The 16,463-nt window shown below is 58.7% G+C and carries 18 protein-coding genes; 12 read left to right on the forward strand and 6 right to left on the reverse strand.

The window, feature by feature from the left end; translation table 11 throughout:
- The first annotated feature begins 16 nt into the window (after positions 1 to 16).
- The 4 genes from PspR84_RS13785 to PspR84_RS13800 all read left to right on the forward strand — a co-directional run bounded on the left by PspR84_RS13785 (position 17) and on the right by PspR84_RS13800 (position 3,280).
- Positions 17 to 487 carry a YbjN domain-containing protein gene (locus tag PspR84_RS13785; protein WP_160057681.1) on the forward strand — a complete coding sequence of 157 codons (471 nt, stop codon included), beginning with the start codon at positions 17 to 19 and terminating at the stop codon, positions 485 to 487.
- Complete coding sequence (locus tag PspR84_RS13790; protein ID WP_160057682.1) at positions 484 to 1,431, forward strand: peptidylprolyl isomerase; 948 nt, start codon at positions 484 to 486, stop codon at positions 1,429 to 1,431. The genes PspR84_RS13785 and PspR84_RS13790 overlap by 4 nt, the downstream gene beginning before the upstream one ends.
- Positions 1,432 to 1,588: 157 nt before the next feature.
- Positions 1,589 to 2,569 (forward strand): LysR family transcriptional regulator, encoded by a 981-nt coding sequence (locus PspR84_RS13795; protein ID WP_160057683.1) that lies wholly within the window; start codon positions 1,589 to 1,591, stop codon positions 2,567 to 2,569.
- A 192-nt stretch (positions 2,570 to 2,761) separates the two neighbouring features.
- A complete protein-coding gene (locus PspR84_RS13800) occupies positions 2,762 to 3,280 on the forward strand; it encodes a GNAT family N-acetyltransferase (RefSeq protein ID WP_160057684.1) in 519 nt (172 codons plus the stop codon).
- A gap of 1 nt (position 3,281) precedes the next feature.
- Here PspR84_RS13800 and PspR84_RS13805 read toward each other — a convergent pair whose 3' ends face one another.
- On the reverse strand, positions 3,282 to 3,974 hold the full coding sequence (locus tag PspR84_RS13805) for an aspartate/glutamate racemase family protein (RefSeq protein WP_160057685.1): 693 nt from the start codon (positions 3,972 to 3,974) through the stop codon (positions 3,282 to 3,284).
- Between the two features lie 212 nt (positions 3,975 to 4,186).
- Here PspR84_RS13805 and PspR84_RS13810 point away from each other — a divergent pair, with 212 nt between their 5' ends.
- Positions 4,187 to 4,678 (forward strand): hypothetical protein, encoded by a 492-nt coding sequence (locus PspR84_RS13810; protein ID WP_160057686.1) that lies wholly within the window; start codon positions 4,187 to 4,189, stop codon positions 4,676 to 4,678.
- Positions 4,679 to 4,869: 191 nt separating this feature from the next.
- Here PspR84_RS13810 and PspR84_RS13815 read toward each other — a convergent pair whose 3' ends face one another.
- Positions 4,870 to 5,088, reverse strand: a complete 219-nt coding sequence (locus PspR84_RS13815; protein WP_102898951.1) for a CcoQ/FixQ family Cbb3-type cytochrome c oxidase assembly chaperone — start codon at positions 5,086 to 5,088, stop codon at positions 4,870 to 4,872.
- A gap of 18 nt (positions 5,089 to 5,106) precedes the next feature.
- Complete coding sequence (gene ccoN / locus PspR84_RS13820) at positions 5,107 to 6,534, reverse strand: cytochrome-c oxidase, cbb3-type subunit I (protein ID WP_095119025.1); 1,428 nt, start codon at positions 6,532 to 6,534, stop codon at positions 5,107 to 5,109.
- 349 nt (positions 6,535 to 6,883) lie between these two features.
- Here ccoN and PspR84_RS13825 point away from each other — a divergent pair, with 349 nt between their 5' ends.
- The 4 genes from PspR84_RS13825 (at position 6,884) to PspR84_RS13840 (ending at position 11,402) form a co-directional block, all read left to right on the forward strand.
- A complete protein-coding gene (locus PspR84_RS13825; RefSeq protein ID WP_160057687.1) occupies positions 6,884 to 8,557 on the forward strand; it encodes a nitrite/sulfite reductase in 1,674 nt (557 codons plus the stop codon).
- Complete coding sequence (locus tag PspR84_RS13830) at positions 8,554 to 9,033, forward strand: DUF934 domain-containing protein (RefSeq protein ID WP_160057688.1); 480 nt, start codon at positions 8,554 to 8,556, stop codon at positions 9,031 to 9,033. Before PspR84_RS13825 ends, PspR84_RS13830 begins: the two co-directional genes overlap by 4 nt.
- Before the next feature lie 220 nt (positions 9,034 to 9,253).
- Positions 9,254 to 10,228: a hypothetical protein gene (locus tag PspR84_RS13835; protein ID WP_160057689.1), complete on the forward strand. Its 975-nt coding sequence runs from the start codon at positions 9,254 to 9,256 to the stop codon at positions 10,226 to 10,228.
- A gap of 499 nt (positions 10,229 to 10,727) precedes the next feature.
- Entirely contained in the window at positions 10,728 to 11,402 is a 675-nt protein-coding gene (locus PspR84_RS13840; RefSeq protein ID WP_160057690.1) for a DUF3313 domain-containing protein, read from the forward strand.
- A 48-nt stretch (positions 11,403 to 11,450) separates the two neighbouring features.
- Here the strand turns inward: PspR84_RS13840 and PspR84_RS13845 are convergent, their stop codons facing one another.
- Together PspR84_RS13845 and PspR84_RS13850 are read right to left on the reverse strand one after the other, a co-directional pair.
- On the reverse strand, positions 11,451 to 12,449 hold the full coding sequence (locus PspR84_RS13845) for a DUF3829 domain-containing protein (protein WP_160057691.1): 999 nt from the start codon (positions 12,447 to 12,449) through the stop codon (positions 11,451 to 11,453).
- Positions 12,446 to 14,065, reverse strand: coding sequence for a J domain-containing protein (locus tag PspR84_RS13850; protein WP_160057692.1), 1,620 nt, complete (start codon positions 14,063 to 14,065; stop codon positions 12,446 to 12,448). Before PspR84_RS13850 ends, PspR84_RS13845 begins: the two co-directional genes overlap by 4 nt.
- A gap of 53 nt (positions 14,066 to 14,118) precedes the next feature.
- Between PspR84_RS13850 and PspR84_RS13855 the strand changes: the two genes are divergently transcribed.
- From PspR84_RS13855 to PspR84_RS13865, 3 genes are all read left to right on the forward strand, one after another.
- On the forward strand, positions 14,119 to 14,274 hold the full coding sequence (locus tag PspR84_RS13855) for a hypothetical protein (protein ID WP_160057693.1): 156 nt from the start codon (positions 14,119 to 14,121) through the stop codon (positions 14,272 to 14,274).
- A gap of 423 nt (positions 14,275 to 14,697) precedes the next feature.
- A complete protein-coding gene (locus PspR84_RS13860; protein ID WP_160057694.1) occupies positions 14,698 to 15,066 on the forward strand; it encodes a DUF6124 family protein in 369 nt (122 codons plus the stop codon).
- A 210-nt stretch (positions 15,067 to 15,276) separates the two neighbouring features.
- A complete protein-coding gene (locus PspR84_RS13865) occupies positions 15,277 to 15,678 on the forward strand; it encodes a hypothetical protein (RefSeq protein ID WP_238785274.1) in 402 nt (133 codons plus the stop codon).
- Positions 15,679 to 15,789: 111 nt separating this feature from the next.
- Here the strand turns inward: PspR84_RS13865 and PspR84_RS13870 are convergent, their stop codons facing one another.
- Positions 15,790 to 16,215, reverse strand: a complete 426-nt coding sequence (locus PspR84_RS13870) for a YciI family protein (RefSeq protein WP_160057696.1) — start codon at positions 16,213 to 16,215, stop codon at positions 15,790 to 15,792.
- Positions 16,216 to 16,463 lie beyond the last annotated feature (248 nt).

The following is a 16,463-nucleotide window of genomic DNA, read 5'->3' on the forward strand; positions in this document are numbered from 1 at the left end:
AGACAAGGAAGAAACAATGACTCAATTGATCAGCCACGTATCGCCAAAATCTCTGACCGAAGTCCTGCAAGCTGCGGGTTATCGCGTCAACGAAACCGAGCAGAACGGTATTGTTCAATTGCTCAGCGCCAGTCAGGGCATCGGCTACGCCGTGCGTTTCGGCAACCCGGCGGTGGAGCAGGGCAGCTACGTCGATTTCACTTTCAGCTGTGCGCTGCGGGTGCAGGGTGAGTTGCCACAGGGTGTGGCCGAGCAGTGGAACGCCACGCGCCGTTTTGCGCGGTTGTCGTTGCAGGGCGAGTTTCTGGTGATGGAAATGGACGTGGTGGTGGCGGCGGGCGTGAGCAACGAGCACGTGCGTGGCAACCTCGAATTGTGGGATCGCCTGTTGCAGGAGTTCATCGTTTATCTGCGTGATTTCACTCAAGCCGCGCAAGCATCTACCGCGAAAGTCGCCGTGGCCGAGCAAGAGGAAGTCGCGCTGTGAAAAAGCCTGCCATGGTGATCAGCGCTGCGGCAGTGGCGCTGTTGGTGGTGGCCGTGGCGCTGGTGGTGCGGCCGGGCAGTGACCCGGTCGCCGCCCAGCAATCGTCGTCTGTGGCGGTGGTTGCAACGGGGCCGGCGGTGGCGCGGTTGGGTAATCAGCAGGTAAGCCCTGCGGAACTTCAGACGTTGCTGGCGACAGTCCCGCCAGAGACCCGCGAACAATTGAGTGGTAATCGAGAAGTGCTGGAGCGCTGGATTCGCACGCGGCTGGCCGAGAAAGCGGTGCTGGAGCAGGCCGATGCCCAAGGCTGGGCGCAGCGCCCGGACGTGGCCCGGCAGACCCGTGCGGCGACTGAGCAGATTGTGTTCCGTGATTACTTGCGTTCGGTCAGCCAGGTGCCGGCGGATTATCCAAGTGCGGCGGAATTGCAGCAGGCTTATGACGCGGGCAAGGCAAGCTGGCAGACACCGGCGTTGTATCGGGTCAGTCAGATTTTCCTTGGGGTGAATGATCCGCAGAATCTTGAATCGGTGCGCAAGCAGGCGCTTGACCTGAGCAAGAAAGCGCAGGCGACGCCAGCGGAGTTTGCCGCGCTGGCGACTCAGTATTCGCAGGATCGCGTCACCGCTGAACGCGGTGGCGATACCGGCCTTCAACCGTTGCAGCAACTGGTGCCTGAGGTGCGTGGTGCCGTGGCGCGGCTCAAGTTCGGTGCGGTTTCCGATCCTGTACAAAGCGCGGCCGGTTTCCATGTGATCAAACTCACCGAGCAACAACCGGCACGCACCGCGACCCTCGATGAACTGCGCGATCAACTGACCCAGGCCTTGCGTGCGCAGCGCCAGGAGCAGATTGCCCAGGCTTATCTCGACGGCATGCTCAACACCGCAACACTGAGCATCGATGGCGCCGAACTCAACAAAGTCCTCGAGGAAAAACACTAATCTCACCTACACCACAAACCCCCTGTAGGAGTGAGCCTGCTCGCGATAGCGGTGGGTCAGGTTAGTCAATGTCAACTGACCGGACGCTATCGCGAGCAGGCTCACTCCTACAGGGAGCTGCGTTAAGACAAATACAAAGATCGACAGGGAGTCATCGATGTCATTCACCGAACCCGCAGGACGACCGGGCACCAGCGATTACCGCTGGCCACAGGACAACAGCGAACCGTGGCTCGCACACGCCGCCACCATCGACGCCGACGTCGCCCAATACTTCCTGGTCAGCGCCCGCTGCGGTTGCTTCATGCAAGCCGCACGCAGCCTCAACGTACGCTCGACCTTGCTGCGCAAACAACTGGCGCAGCTTGAGCAAGAGCTTCAGCACACGCTGTTCAGCTTTCAAGGCAGCGCCTTGAGCCTGACCCGCGAAGGCCAGCAATTGCAGGCCAAACTGATAGCGCTGGCCAACGAACGCAAACTCCCGGTGATCGAACAACCGCTGATTCGCCTCGCCGTCGCCGAATCGATCCTGCACGACATCCTCGGCCGCGACCTCATCGCACTGCTGCGCCGCAATGCCAGCGTACGTCTGGAAATCATCGCGCTGGACAGTGAACTGTCCCTGCGCGCGGTCAGCGCCGACATCGTCCTCTGGCTGGCCAACGGCGAAACCCCACACCCGGGACCGACCTTTGCCACCAGCGAACCGCAACCGCTGGCGCGTCTCGACTACCTGCCGCACATCGCCAAACGCTACTCCCGCGTCACCGCGCGGCCGGACACCCCTGATGACCTTGCCGATTTCATGCTGGTGCAATGGCAACATGATCGGCAGATCGACAGCTTTCGCCCATGGAATGAACTGGTTGAACAGCGCTTGGCCGGGGTGGTGCAGATGCAGTCTTATGAATTGATGCTGGAGATGATTCGTTGCAGCGCGTGCATCGGTTTATTACCGGCGTATATGAGCCGCTTTGATCGGGGCCTGATCGCGCTGCCCGGATTGTTCGCCGAGCCCATGCAATTGCAGGCATGGCTGGCGGTCAACGCGGACTCACAAAATATCAGCGAAGTCCAAACCCTGACCGACCTCATCCACCACACCTTCAACGAACGCCACGAATGGTTCCAGCCCTGACGCAATCCTCCTGTGCCCACATTCCCCTGTAGGAGTGAGCCTGCTCGCGATAGCCTTCTGTCAGATTGATCAATATTGACTGACACACCGCTATCGCGAGCAGGCTCACTCCTACAAGTATTTACCTATGGCTGATGTCGTGTTTGGCGGTTTAGAGTGGTCAGCCACACATCGATCCAGGAAGGATCCGTCATGCCCGACCACAACGCCGCCATTCACATCGAACGCTTCAGCGAGTCGCACCTCGAGGCTGTCACTGCGCTCTACAACGAGCGGGCCGTCACCCGGCAGGTGTTGCAGATGCCGTTTCAGTCCGTCGACGTCTGGCGCCAACGGCTGCTGGCGGAAAATGAACGGGTGTTGAAGCTGGTCGCGCTGCATCAGGGGCAGGTCATCGGCCATCTGGGGCTGGAAAACTATTCACGGATTCGTCGCAGCCACGCCGGCAGCGTCGGTATGGCAGTCGCTGTGGCGTGGCAGGGCAAAGGCGTCGGTTCGAGATTGTTGGCGGCGGCGCTGGATATCGCCGACAACTGGATGAACCTGCACCGCGTCGAACTCTCGGTTTACGCCGACAATGAGGCCGCCATCGCGCTCTACCGCAAATTCGGTTTCGAGACCGAAGGCCTGTTTCGCGATTACGCGGTGCGCGACGGGCAGTGGGTCGACACCCTGAGCATGGCCCGTCTGCGCAGTCGTCCGAAAACCTGACTCACTCGCCCAAAGCGAAGGCCACCGCCGACTGCGCATGCAGCTCGGTGGTGTCGAGCAGGGGCAGGGCGCTGTGTTCGGGTTTGAGCAACAGGCCGATTTCCGTGCAGCCGAGGATGATCGCCTGCGCGCCGCGCGCGGTGAGGGATTCGATCACCCGCTGATAGATTTCTCGCGACTGATCGCTGATCACACCGACGCAGAGTTCGTCGTAGATGATCCGGTGCACGTCCTTGCGCTCTGTTTCGTCCGGCACCAATACGGTCAAACCCTTGGCGACCAAGCGTTGCTTGAGAAAGTCCTGCTCCATCGTGAATGCCGTACCGAGCAATCCCACCGTGCGTGCGTCGATCGACAGGGCAGCCTGCGCGGCCGGTTCGGCAATGTGCAGGAACGGAATGCTGATCGCCGCCTGAATCTGTTCGGCAACCTTGTGCATGGTGTTGGTACACAGCACCACGCATTCGGCGCCGCCGGCTTCGAGCCTGCGCGCGGCGTCCACCAGAATGGCGGCGGCATCGTCCCAGCGCCCGGCGTGCTGGGCCTGTTCGACAGGGCCGAAGTCGACGCTGTACATCAGCAATTGTGCCGAGCGCAACGGGCCGAGACGATCACGGACTTGCTGATTGATGAGTCGATAGTATTCGGCGCTGGATTCCCAGCTCATGCCGCCGATCAGGCCGATGGTGCGCATTGGATGTCCTCAGGCATATGACAGTGTCGAACGTTCAGGTTTGCGCGGAGTTTCCTTTTGTTCAGCGTTCGATGCCAGTAACAAGTGACTGTACTGCCGATCTTTCACGCAAGTGTCATGGTGCTTCATCGGGCATGCTGCAGGTTAAACGTACGCAGAGGCTGGTATCTGCCACTATCGACCTTTGCAGCTCCTTTCCGAGGAACACCGCTATGGACGACGTACAACAACTGGGCGAGATGCTTCGTCATTACGCCGAGAGTGAAGCGCACAAGAAGCAACTGTTCGAGACGCAATCGGCGGCTTGGGCTACACGGATTACCGCGTTGTTCGGTGATATTCAGCAATGGCTGGAGCCGGTGCAGACACCGAATCTGCTGGAGGTGAGTCGTGAGGCGTATGTCGCGTTCGGGCCGAGCAACCCGGTGGAGACCTCGACCTTCAAGACCGAGAAACTGAGTATTGTGATTGCCGGCAAGCCGGTGGAGTTCGTGCCGGATGTGATGGGCAGTGCGGGGCAGATTTCGCTTGCGGTGATGGGGCTGACGGCGGCGCGTTATGGCAGCATTTCGTTGGTGGGACTGGCGAATGGTGAGTGGCAGTGGCGCAAGACCAATGGTTTGAAGGATCCGGATACGTTTGCCTTTGATGCCAACTTCCTCGCCCAGCAGTTGCAGAGCCTGATCCCTCGGGATCGTAGTTAAGATCAAGAGCTTACCCCCTCACCCCAGCCCTCTCCCCCAAGGGGGCGAGGGGGAAAGGGGGCCGATCTTCATCGTTTTTGAGATTGCATTCACCTTAGATATTTCAGGTCGATGTAGTTCGCATAAACCACTCGGTCAGTTCCCTCTCCCTCTGGGAGAGGGCTAGGGTGAGGGCAGCCCACCTGACACCCTCACATATCGAGATTGACCCACCCCGGCTTCGCTACTTCAGGCGCCACCGCTTTCACTGTCTTGCCAGTGGCCAGCTCAACCCGCCGAGCGACCTCCGGGTCATCGGCAAACGGCACCATGCTCGCTTCATCCAGACTGTCCGCCGTCTCCCGCCGCAAGCAGTACTCCACCGCCAGCCACAGAAACACCACGCCCAACACATTGAAAAAAATATCCATCACATTCGGCTCCCTGCCTCAGGCGATCTGCGCTTCGCGGTGCGCCAGTGCAACGTCCGCCACCCGCACCGTGCGCCACACGTTGTAAGCCATCAGCAACATACCCGTGAGGAAAAACACCCCGCCAGCAAAGCGCACGATGAACCCCGGGTGACTGGCCTGCAGCGCTTCGACAAACGAATAGGTCAGCGTGCCGTCCTCGTTGATCGCCCGCCACATCAGGCCCTGGGTGATGCCGTTGACCCACATCGAGGCGATGTACAACACCGTGCCGATGGTCGCCAGCCAGAAGTGCAGGTTGATCAGCGGCGTGCTGTACATCTGCTCGCGGCCAAACACTTTGGGCACCATGTGATAAGTCGCACCGAAGGTGATCATCGCCACCCAGCCCAAGGCGCCGGCGTGGACGTGGCCGATGGTCCAGTCGGTGTAGTGGGAGAGGGCATTGACCGTTTTGATCGCCATCATCGGTCCTTCAAACGTCGACATACCGTAGAACGCCAGCGACAGCACCAGAAAGCGCAAAATCGGGTCGGTGCGCAACTTATGCCAGGCCCCGGACAAGGTCATCATGCCGTTGATCATCCCGCCCCAGCTCGGCGCGAGCAGGATCAGTGACATGGCCATGCCCAGTGACTGCGCCCAGTCCGGCAGCGCGGTGTAGTGCAAATGGTGCGGGCCGGCCCAGATGTACAGGGTGATCAGCGCCCAGAAATGCACGATCGACAAACGATACGAATACACCGGCCGATTGACCTGTTTCGGCACGAAGTAATACATCATCCCGAGGAACCCGGTGGTGAGGAAAAAGCCCACCGCGTTGTGCCCATACCACCACTGCACCATGGCATCGGTAGCCCCGGAATACACCGGATAGGACTTGAACCAGTCCACCGGAATCGACAGGTGATTGACCACATGCAACATGGCGATCACCAGAATGAACGCGCCGAAAAACCAGTTGCCGACGTAGATATGCTTGGTCTTGCGCTGCACCACGGTGGTGAAAAACACGATGGCGTAGGCGACCCAGACCACGGCCATCCACACCGCGCCGGAGAATTCGATTTCGGCGTATTCCTTGGTGGTGGTGTAGCCCAGCGGCAGGGTGATCAGCATGATCACGATCACCGATTGCCAGCCCCAGAAGGTGAACGCCGCGAGTTTGTCTGAATACAGCCGCACCTGGCAGGTACGCTGCACGGCGTAGTAACTGGCGGCGAATTGCGCGCTGCCGGCGAAACCGAAAATCACCAGGCTGGTGTGCAGCGGGCGCAAGCGGCCGAAAGTGGTCCACGGCAGGTCCAGATTCATCTCCGGCCACACCAGTTGCGAGGCGATAAAAACCCCCATCGCCATGCCCACCACACCCCAGAAAATTGTGGCGATGACGAATTGGCGGACGACCTTGTAGTTATAAGCCTGTCCGATTGTTGCTGTACTCATGGTCAGTTCATCCACGGTTGCAAAGTCTTGCCAGGCCACCCGGTCTGGCATGAGCTGCACTGTAGAAACCCCACCAGAAACAAAACAGGCTCAGGAATCTTTGATTTGTGCGGATCAGATTGAATGGCTGACTGCGGCGTTCTGCCGCGCTCTGATATGGTTTTTATCGCCTCAGGTGAATCTGTAACGTGCTGCGCTGCTTCGTCATAGTGCTCTGAAGAAAACTGTAGGAGTGAGCCTGCTCGCGATAGCGGTGTGTCAGTCAACATCTCAGTTGCCTGACACACCGCTATCGCGAGCAGGCTCACTCCTACAGGAATTGTGTGCGTCCTGATGAGGTGGCAGTGGCATGTATCAATACGATGATTACGACCGGGCGCTGGTGTTCGAGCGCGTTGCGCAGTTTCGCGATCAGGTCGAGCGCTTCATGGCCGGGGAACTGAGCGAAGAGGAGTTTTTGCCGCTGCGCTTGCAAAACGGCCTGTACATGCAAAAGCACGCCTACATGCTGCGCGTGGCGATTCCCTACGGCACGTTGAACGCCAAGCAGATGCGCACGCTGGCGAGCATCGCCAGCGACTATGATCGCGGTTACGGCCACTTCACCACGCGGCAGAACATGCAGTTCAACTGGATCGAACTGGCCGAGGTGCCGGACATCCTCGAACGCCTGGCGCAGGTCAACATGCATGCGATCCAGACCTCCGGCAACTGCGTGCGCAACATCACCACCGAGGCCTTCGCCGGGGTCGCGGCGGACGAGTTGATCGACCCGCGCCCGTTGGCCGAAATCCTGCGGCAGTGGTCGACGATCAACCCGGAATTCCTCTTCCTACCGCGCAAATTCAAGATCGCCATCTGCTCGGCGAAGCAGGATCGCGCGGCGATCATGATGCATGACATCGGCCTGTATCTTTACCCCGGGCGCGACGGGCAGATGTTGCTGCGAGTGATCGTCGGCGGTGGTCTGGGGCGCACGCCGATTCTCGGTTTGCAGATTCGTGAAGGTTTGCCGTGGCAGCATTTGCTGTCCTACGTCGAAGCGGTTTTGCGCGTGTACAACCGGCACGGCCGGCGCGACAACAAGTACAAGGCGCGCATCAAGATTCTGGTCAAGGCACTCGGCATCGAAGCGTTTGCCAAGGAAGTCGAAGAGGAATGGCAGCACCTCAAGGACGGCCCGGCGCAACTGACCGAGGCCGAATATCAACGGGTCGCCAGTGCCTTCGTGCCGCCGGTTTATCACACCCTGGCCGACACCGATCTGGACTTCGGCACGCGCCTGGCGGAAAGCCCGGCGTTCGCCCGTTGGGTCGCGCGCAATGTGCAACCGCACAAGGTGCCGGGTTACACCAGCGTGGTGCTGTCGACCAAACCGGGCATGGCTTCGCCGCCGGGAGATGTGACCGCTGTGCAGATGCTGGCGGTGGCCGACTGGTCGCAGCGTTTCGGGTTTGGCGAAATTCGTATCGCCCATGAGCAGAACATCGTCTTGCCCGATGTGCCGAAAACCGACCTCTACGCGCTGTGGCAACTGGCGTGCAAACATGATCTGGGCAGCGCCAACGTCGGCCTGCTCACCGACATCATTGCCTGCCCGGGTGGCGATTTCTGCGCACTGGCCAACGCCAAATCGATTCCGATCGCCCAGGCGATTCAGGCGCGCTTCGACAACCTCGATTACCTGCATGATCTGGGCGATATCAGCCTGAACATCTCCGGTTGCATGAACGCTTGCGGCCATCATCACATCGGCAATATCGGCATCCTCGGCGTCGATAAGAATGGCAGCGAGTGGTATCAGATCACCCTCGGTGGCGCCCAAGGTAAAAACAGCGCATTGGGCAAAGTCATCGGCCCGTCGTTCAGCGCCGCCGAAGTGCCGCAGGTGATCGAGCGGATCATTGGCACCTTCGTGCGCTATCGCGAGCACGAAGAATTGTTTGTCGATACCGTGGCACGGATTGGCCTGGAGCCGTTCAAGGAACGGGTCTATCCGAAAACGCTGGAGGCCACGGCATGAACAATCTGTTGCGGCTGGAGCAGGGTGTGGCGCGGATTGCGAAGGACGATCCGTGGACGCTGGTGCGTGAACCATCGACGCCAAGGCCTGCAGGTTTGCTGATCTTGCCGCTGATGCACTGGCTGCAATCGCCGTCGACCCACGCCGTGTGGCTCGGCCCGGACGATGAGGTCGAGAGCCTGGTGCCGTGGCTGGGTTCGTTGCCGCTGATTGCCTTGGATTTTCCAAGTTTTCGCGACGGTCGAGCCTACAGTCAGGCGTATCTGCTGCGCAGTCGGTTCGGCTGGGCAGGGGAGTTGCGCGCGATTGGCGATGTGTTGCGCGATCAGCTCAGCCATATGCGCCAGTGCGGGTTCGACAGTTTCGCGGTGCGCGAGGACAAGTCTGCCGAGGATGCGCTGAAGGGGTTGGCCGGCATGAGCGTGTTGTATGGGCGTTCGGTGATCGAGCCGCGTCCGCTTTTTCGTCGGCGTTGACGGTTAAAAAAGATCGCAGCCTGCGGCAGCTCCTACAGTGGATTGCGTGTAGGAGCTGCCGCAGGCTGCGATCTTTTGATCTTCGATGTACACCGGGGAAACCCCTAGAAACCTCATGAATCGGGCATTTTCCCTTGGGTCGATGGTGGCCTTTTGGTAGAGTCGCCGTCGCCAGCGGGTTTTCGGCTGGACGATGGAACCGAAGAAGGGAGTCTGATCAGTGAGTCCGGGCAAAAAAATCCTCGGCCTCACAGCGTTGCTGTTAATGGTGACGCTGTGGGCCAGTTACTTTTACGTATTCAAGGAAAACCGCAGCGGCCAGCTCGGCGGTGTCGGCGAAAGCACCGCGTGGTGCGGCACGCCGCCGTCCACGGAAGCGGCGTTGCTGGGCAAGGATCAACTGACCTTGCGCGTCACCAATAACCTGCGCGGCGAGTTCATGCTCAGTGGTTCGCTGGTGGTCTCGGAACGTACCTTCAACCGCTATGACCTCGCTCGCAATGAACTGCGTTTGCGTCTGGAGCCGTTGCAGTGGTCCTACGGCGTCACGCCGATCTTCCTTGAGCAGGTTAAGGTGCAGCCGCTGAGCCGCAACCTTTCCGCGACCAACAAAAGCGCCTACGCCGAACTCGAACCGCGCCCGATCGGTGTGCAGGGTCAGGTCACCGAATTCCCCTTCGACACCTATCGCTACGGCTACAAACCGGTGCTCTATTACCTCAAGGGCAGTGAGCGCATTGATCTGCGCTTCAAGAACATCACCACACTGATGGAGATGTCCAACACCTTCACACCGATCCAGAAGTACAACCGCGTCGACTACATCAACGAGAACAACTCGATGATCCGCGACGACGATTACAAGGCTTACGGGCCGCACGAATGTGCCTTCAGCGTGGAGCGTAAAGGTTCATTCAAGGTAGTCGTGTTGTTGCTGCTGTTGGTGCTGTGTCTGCCGTTGCTGCTGGTGTTTTACCGTAATGAACCGGGGATCGACTTCCTTGCCACGCTGTTGGGCGCCGCGATCGTGCGGGTGCTGCTGATCGGGCCGGTCCAGGATTTCCAGCTGTACAACATCGACTTCCTGTTGGGTGCGGCGATTTTGCTGGTGGGCACGGTGTCGTTGATCAAGGCGATGCACATCAACAGCCGGCGGGAGATGGCGTTGCGCAGTGGTGAGACTTCGTCCTGGTAACGGGGTGAACCCCAGAAAAGCCCCTCACCCTAACCCTCTCCCAGAGGGAGAGGGGACTGACCGAGTTGTCTGGGGTCCTGCACCGACGTGGAAGACCGAGTCGATTATGGATTCAAAGCCAATCGGTCACGTCGGTGCATCTCTCGAATATCCCCCGGTCGGTCCCCTCTACCTCTGGGAGAGGGCTAGGGTGAGGGAAGACAATTTCCAGCCAATCACTTAAGCGCCGGATCCCCCATATTCATCTTCTTCCACCCCTGCAACAGCATCTGCGGGCGTCCTGGCTCAGATTGCTCCAATGCAGCGGATTCTTGAAGCTCACCAATGGCCAAGTGCTCGAGGCAGCGTTGCCGGATGCGCGACGTCTTTCAAATGATGCATGTGATCCGCCGCGCAGCCTTGCGTGAATATTGTGCTTTGCAATCGCAATTGCTGAGGTTTTAGCTATACCTGTAACTCCCCTAGGCAAAGTTTTCGGCCTTCTGACAGGAGTTACAGCATGAAGCTAGCAGTGATGATGGGCACACTGTGTTTTGCCACCCTCGCAGTGGTAGGTTGTTCCAGCAAAACCGTCGACCCGAAAGAGTACTCCGGCTTCCTCAAAGACTACAGCCAACTCAAGGAGGCCAAATCCCCGTCAGGTGCCGAGGTCATGCGCTGGATCGATCCGAAGGTCGACGTCAGGAAATTCACCAGCGTTTATATCGAGCCGACCCAGCTCTACCCGAAACCGCAACCGACCGCGAAGATCTCCCAGCAAACCCTCAATGGCATCACTTCCTACTACGATCAAGCGCTCAAGCGTGAAATCGGCAAAGATCTGCCGTTGGCGACTGGCCCAGGTCCAGGTGTGATTGTGGTGCGTGCGGCGATCACCGCCGTGAGCAGTTCCACCGAAGGCCTGCACGCTTACGAGGTGATTCCGATTGCGTTGGTCGCCGCTGCGGTCAGCACGGCCAGCGGTATTCGCGATCAGGAAACCACGTTGGCCACCGAAGCGGTGTTCCTCGATGGCGCGAATAACAAGGTCGTCGCACAAGTGGTGCGCAAAGGTACCGGCAAGCCACTGGAAAATGATTCGCAGGCAATGAGCGCCAATGACGTCAAACCCGTCATCGATGGCTGGGCCGCAGACCTGCGTCAGTCGTATCTGAAGCTCAAGGCCGGCAAATAAGTGCATACGGCCGGAGGTCCGCGAGGATTCTCCGGCCTGTGCACACCCTCAAAAGTCAGCGCGCGCCCGGCGGTTGTAGTGACTGAGCAGGGCGTCGTAACCGCGAGTGACGGCGTAGTAGTCGTCGCTCAAGCGTTGCGGCGAGGCGTGGTTTTGCCAGTCCTTGTGCAGTGTGTTCAGCGCCTCAAGGTACTGTTGCGATGGCTCACGGATGTACTCCCACAGTTCCCTCGCGTCGTCGTCCTTGGTGCGTAATCCGCGCTCGGGCAAGCGCATGAAAGGCTCGCGGCGATCCCACGCTCGTTGCAGGCTGGCGGTGGTGTCCGCCACGGTTTGCGGTGTCAGCGTTCGGTGCTTCATCCCGTCTTCCAGTCGCTCCAGTGTCTCCCGGGCCTCAATCATGAAAGCCAGCAGAGACCAGTGGATATCCTTGCCCACACGTGCTTCGAGGCGTTTCAGTTGTTCGTTGCGCTGGGCGACATCGAGCGCCACAAGGTCTTTTCTCAGAGCCGCCGATGTTTGGAGGTAGTCAGCGATGGCGCTCAGGTACCGCTCCCGGTAGCCCCCTGACGGATTCGGGAACACCGAAACGAAACTTGCACTTCTATCGAATCGTGAGGGCATCGATACCGTTGCTACACCCTGCAGTGCTTTCGCATAGGCCCGGGCGCTTTGCGAGAGGCCCGGCTGATAGCCCAGAAGATCGAGCTTCAGGTTCATGTTGGAAAGACAGACATCCTTCTGGATGTCCTGCACGATGCGCGCATCACTGTCCTCGAAGTCCCGTGGTTCGGGGACCCAATTGGCGGCAGAATAATCCTTGGGCGGTTTCGGATTTTTGTATTGCTCATAGGCCACCTGCCAATGCACGTCGACACGGTTGACGCAGGTGATGATCGGGCTGAGTGCGTTGGCCTGAGCGGTGACGGGCGCGTCGCGATTGTCCAGCCACAGATCGAGTTGCAGGAACGGCGTGGTTGCTCCCGACAATCCCATCACCAGCAGCGCGATCAGCAGGCCACTGCCAAACATCATTCTCGAACTCATGGTTTTGCCTCCGCGCCATACCATTGCTCACGGGTGGCTGGCGCACCGCAGCCGGTCGCCGAGGCGGGCAGACGACTGCACAAGCGCTCGGCCCAGGGTTGCAGTCCCTGATTGCGGGTAACCGTGTCTTTGCTGGCAATCACATTGAGCACGCAGAGGGCGATCACCAGGGCAACAACGCCGAGGATCACCAGGCAAATCTTCAGCAGTGGATTGCGTTGTTCCCAGGACACATGTGGCTGGATCTGGCGCCGCCGTACCAGACCGACAATCGCCAACGTCGTCGCATAGACCACCCCGCCGACGGGGCCGAATAGCCAAGTGAGTCCGGCCGCCATCAGCGCACAGGGAATCAAGTCGCGAAGTACACCGAATGGCGCCACGATCCCCGGACACAGCCGCGCGCTGAGCCAGTCATCCTGCAGCCAATAACGGTGCGCCAGATCGTGCGCCAGCCAATTGAGGCCGGCGGCAATTACACCGAACACCACGATCGATACCATGAAAATATTGAACAGGCCGGTGACGCGTAGCCCCAGCGGGATGAAGTGCGCAAAAGCACCGATCAGGCAGGCCAGCACTACGCCAAGGTATGTCGGCCATTCGCCACGGCCGAGCTCCCAGTCGCGCCAGAAAAACGCGGTGCCACCGGGCAACTCTGCGCAGACCATTGGGTGATTGGCATAGAGTGCCGAGCTCAATTGGCGGCATTGCGCCCAATCCTCTTCGCGCAGGCGTCGGGCCAGCGCGCGACGCTGACTGAACGGGCCGCTGCCGAGCAACAGGCGCGCGGCGCGGTGTTCGGCAGTGGCTGGCGGCTCTTGGGCAAGTTGTCGTTGCTGCGCGATAAAAAGCGGAGCTTCATGGCGAGCGATCAGACGCTTCCATTCGTCTTGCGGGCAACGGTTGGCCGGGCCGGTGTGCCAGCCCTGGCCCGCACAAACCTGCTCGAAAATAGCGGAGGACCAGTGTTCGCTGTCCAGTAGCAATCGACTCAGAAACAGGTTGAACCACTGCCGGTGTACCTCAGCGTCGAGCCAGAGGCATTCGGCGCACTGTGCGTAGGCCTGCAAAAAGGCTGCAGTGTCTTCACTTTCGAGGGCATCACGCAGCGGTCGAGTGATGCGTTCCCGCTGCTGATCGAGCAACAGCTCGATCGACTCTTCATCCAGCTCAAGCCGCTGCCAGGCACTGAACCAGTGATAGGTCTGAACCGCCCAATCAACCATCGGCGCCGATGTTTCAGGGTGCTCGATGCAATGCTGCAGCAGGGTCTCTTCGAGGATGTGCGCGCAACCCTGCTCGACGGCGAGGGCATGGCGTTGTTGCAACTGCGCAAGGCTGGTGCCGTGCAGCGAGCGGGTCGCCTGTTGCAAGGCATCGACCTCGACTACCGTCAGGCCGGTCAAGTCCCAGGCGTCTTCTTCAGCCTCCAGGTCTTCGTTGGCCTGCGCCCATTCCTTGTAATTCAGGGCTTGCTCATAGGCGTCACGCAGGCGCTGGAAGCCCTCGGCGTCTTCGTCTGGACGGGTCTGTTTGAGCAGGGCAGCATATTGTCGTTTGATACTGCGCGTATCGGCGTCGGCCGTAAGGCCAAGGACGGTCCAGCAACTCATTGCGTGTACAACTCCATGAAAACCTTCGACGCGGTCCAGTGGTGGCACTTTGATTGTGCGCACCCTACCTGTTTCGCGTGGAAAAGTCCTCAGCTGTTGCTTATTGGCCGACGAACCAGCAGCAGTACGGGTTGCCGCCGTCGCCGCGCATCAACCGCCAACTGACCCTGCAAGCGGCCGGCGCACTGGCGACAGGAGCTGTCGAGTGACACGAGGCTGCGCTTGTTTTTTAAATGCGAAATCAAAAGATCGTCCGATCACGGCCCGAGCATTTGGCAGCTACCTATGCGTATTTCAATTCGGGATGTTTAAACGTTGTTTCGAATTTGCGGAACGTTCCCACAAGGTTTTCAGGTTGTCCGTCGGACGTCGGGTCTCTAGCCTGTGTTCGTCGCTGCCAAATCAGCGACCGGGACTGGAAACCCCGGGGGAAAACTGAACGCAACAGCACCGTTCATGACGTATGCTTGCGCACCTTTTTTGGTGCGTACTTAGTTATGGCGGCTGTGCGTGGGGGACCTTCGGGTCGTCCGGGTTTCTCTGTCCCCCGGGTTTCCAGCCTGCGTACAGCTGCCACCCATTCGACCGGAAGCCGAATGGGCCAGCTCCACCGTTCGGATAGAGAAAACACCATGAAAAAGCCAACACCCAATCCCCCTGAATCAGACGCCGACACCACATCCCCCTACGCCTCAGTCGACAGTAAAAAACTCCACGAAGCCGCCGACCGCGCCCTCGATTTCTACCTCAACCCCTCCGCCCATATCATGTCCAGCGTCAACGAGCCGGAACCCATGTACCTCGCCAATCCCAGGTACAACACCGAATCCCTGCTCGCCAACGCCAGCGAAACCCTCGGCTCGGCCAGCGAAATGCTGATCAACTTCGCCGCCTCGCTGGAAACTTCTCAGCGCAAGACTGCATTGGGGATCGCACAGGTCGTCATGCTGGGGGAACTGGCGGTGAATCAAGCCTTGGATCACGTCGAACTCAAGAACTGATCCATTGAATGATCATTCCCACGCTCTGCGTGGGAATGCAGCCCCTGACGCTCTGCGTCAAATTCGCAAGCTGGAACGCGGAGCGTCCCTTGAATTACGGTCGGGCATAACCGTGACAATTGCAGGAGCAAAGGTTTGATAAGGAAGATGGTTACGAACAGGCGAATTAGCCTATGGCTGGCGGTAGTTTTATCCGTCAATGCAGTTTTTTTGGCTTTTCTGATTTTTGGTGATATCGGGAAAGGGCACGACAGGAAAATGATCAAAACCAAAGAGCCGTTGCTGATTGAAGGCCCAAATGGCGACGAGAACTACTATGTTCTGCCTTTGGGCACTACGCTTTATCACGATAAAAGCTTTCCTGAAGGGCATGACCGCTATGTGGTGTATCTCAACCATAGAGGTGCAATTGCACACGAAGAAATTCCCATGAAGCCTGAATATGGCGGTTCATTTATCGATCCGCTCTGGCTGGACAATGTTGATGAGGAAACCTTGAAAGAAACTTTCAAACGTTTTCCGCTTTCCAGAATAGATGTCGCCGCTGCGATCAAGGCCAATGAAATAACCAAGGATGATCTGGCTGACATCATCCGCTCTATGCCCGACTGATCGAATCTTTAGCTGTCGTGTGAAACGACGCTGCGATCTTTTGATCTTGTGTTTTAAGAACAGAATCAAAAGATCGCAGCCTTCGGCAGCTCCTACATGGGGATATCCGGTTCAGCTGTTTTTCTTGGCTTGTTCGCGAGCGCGTTCTTCTTGCGCACGTGCTTCGGGGGTGAATTCGGCGCCGAAGTCTTCGGCAGAAAATATCTGGCGGATTTCAATATCAGAATCGCCTGACATTGGATTAGGGCAGCGCTTGACCCATTCGATGGCTTCTTCTTTGGATTTCACTTCCCAGATCCAGTAACCCGCCACCAGTTCTTTGGTCTCGATGAACGGCCCGTCGATGACCGTGCGTTTGTCCCCGGAGAAGCGCACGCGGGCGCCTTTGCTGCTCGGATGCAGGCCATCGCAATCGATCAGGATGCCGGCCTTGACCAGTTCTTCGTTGAAGTTGCCCATCGCGGTGATCAGCTCTTCGCTGGGCATGATGCCGGCTTCCGAGTCGGCGCTGGCTTTGACAAGGATCATGAATCGCATGGCGGTTACTCCGTGAGTTTGGTGGGATTCATTGCTTAGTCGAACGGGCCAGCGGTGAATCGACAGGGTCTCTGGTAAAAGATGCAGAGAATTTTTCACACCGCAGATCCATTGTAGGAGTGAGCCTGCTCGCGATGGCGGAGTGTCAGTCAACATTTGCGTATATGACACACCGCTATCGCGAGCAGGCTCACTCCTACAGGGGAATGGTTTTGGTTTTGTATACAATTTTTCAGGCAGGCACCCAA

The sequence above is a fragment of the Pseudomonas sp. R84 genome, assembly GCF_009834515.1.
Taxonomy (GTDB): domain Bacteria; phylum Pseudomonadota; class Gammaproteobacteria; order Pseudomonadales; family Pseudomonadaceae; genus Aquipseudomonas.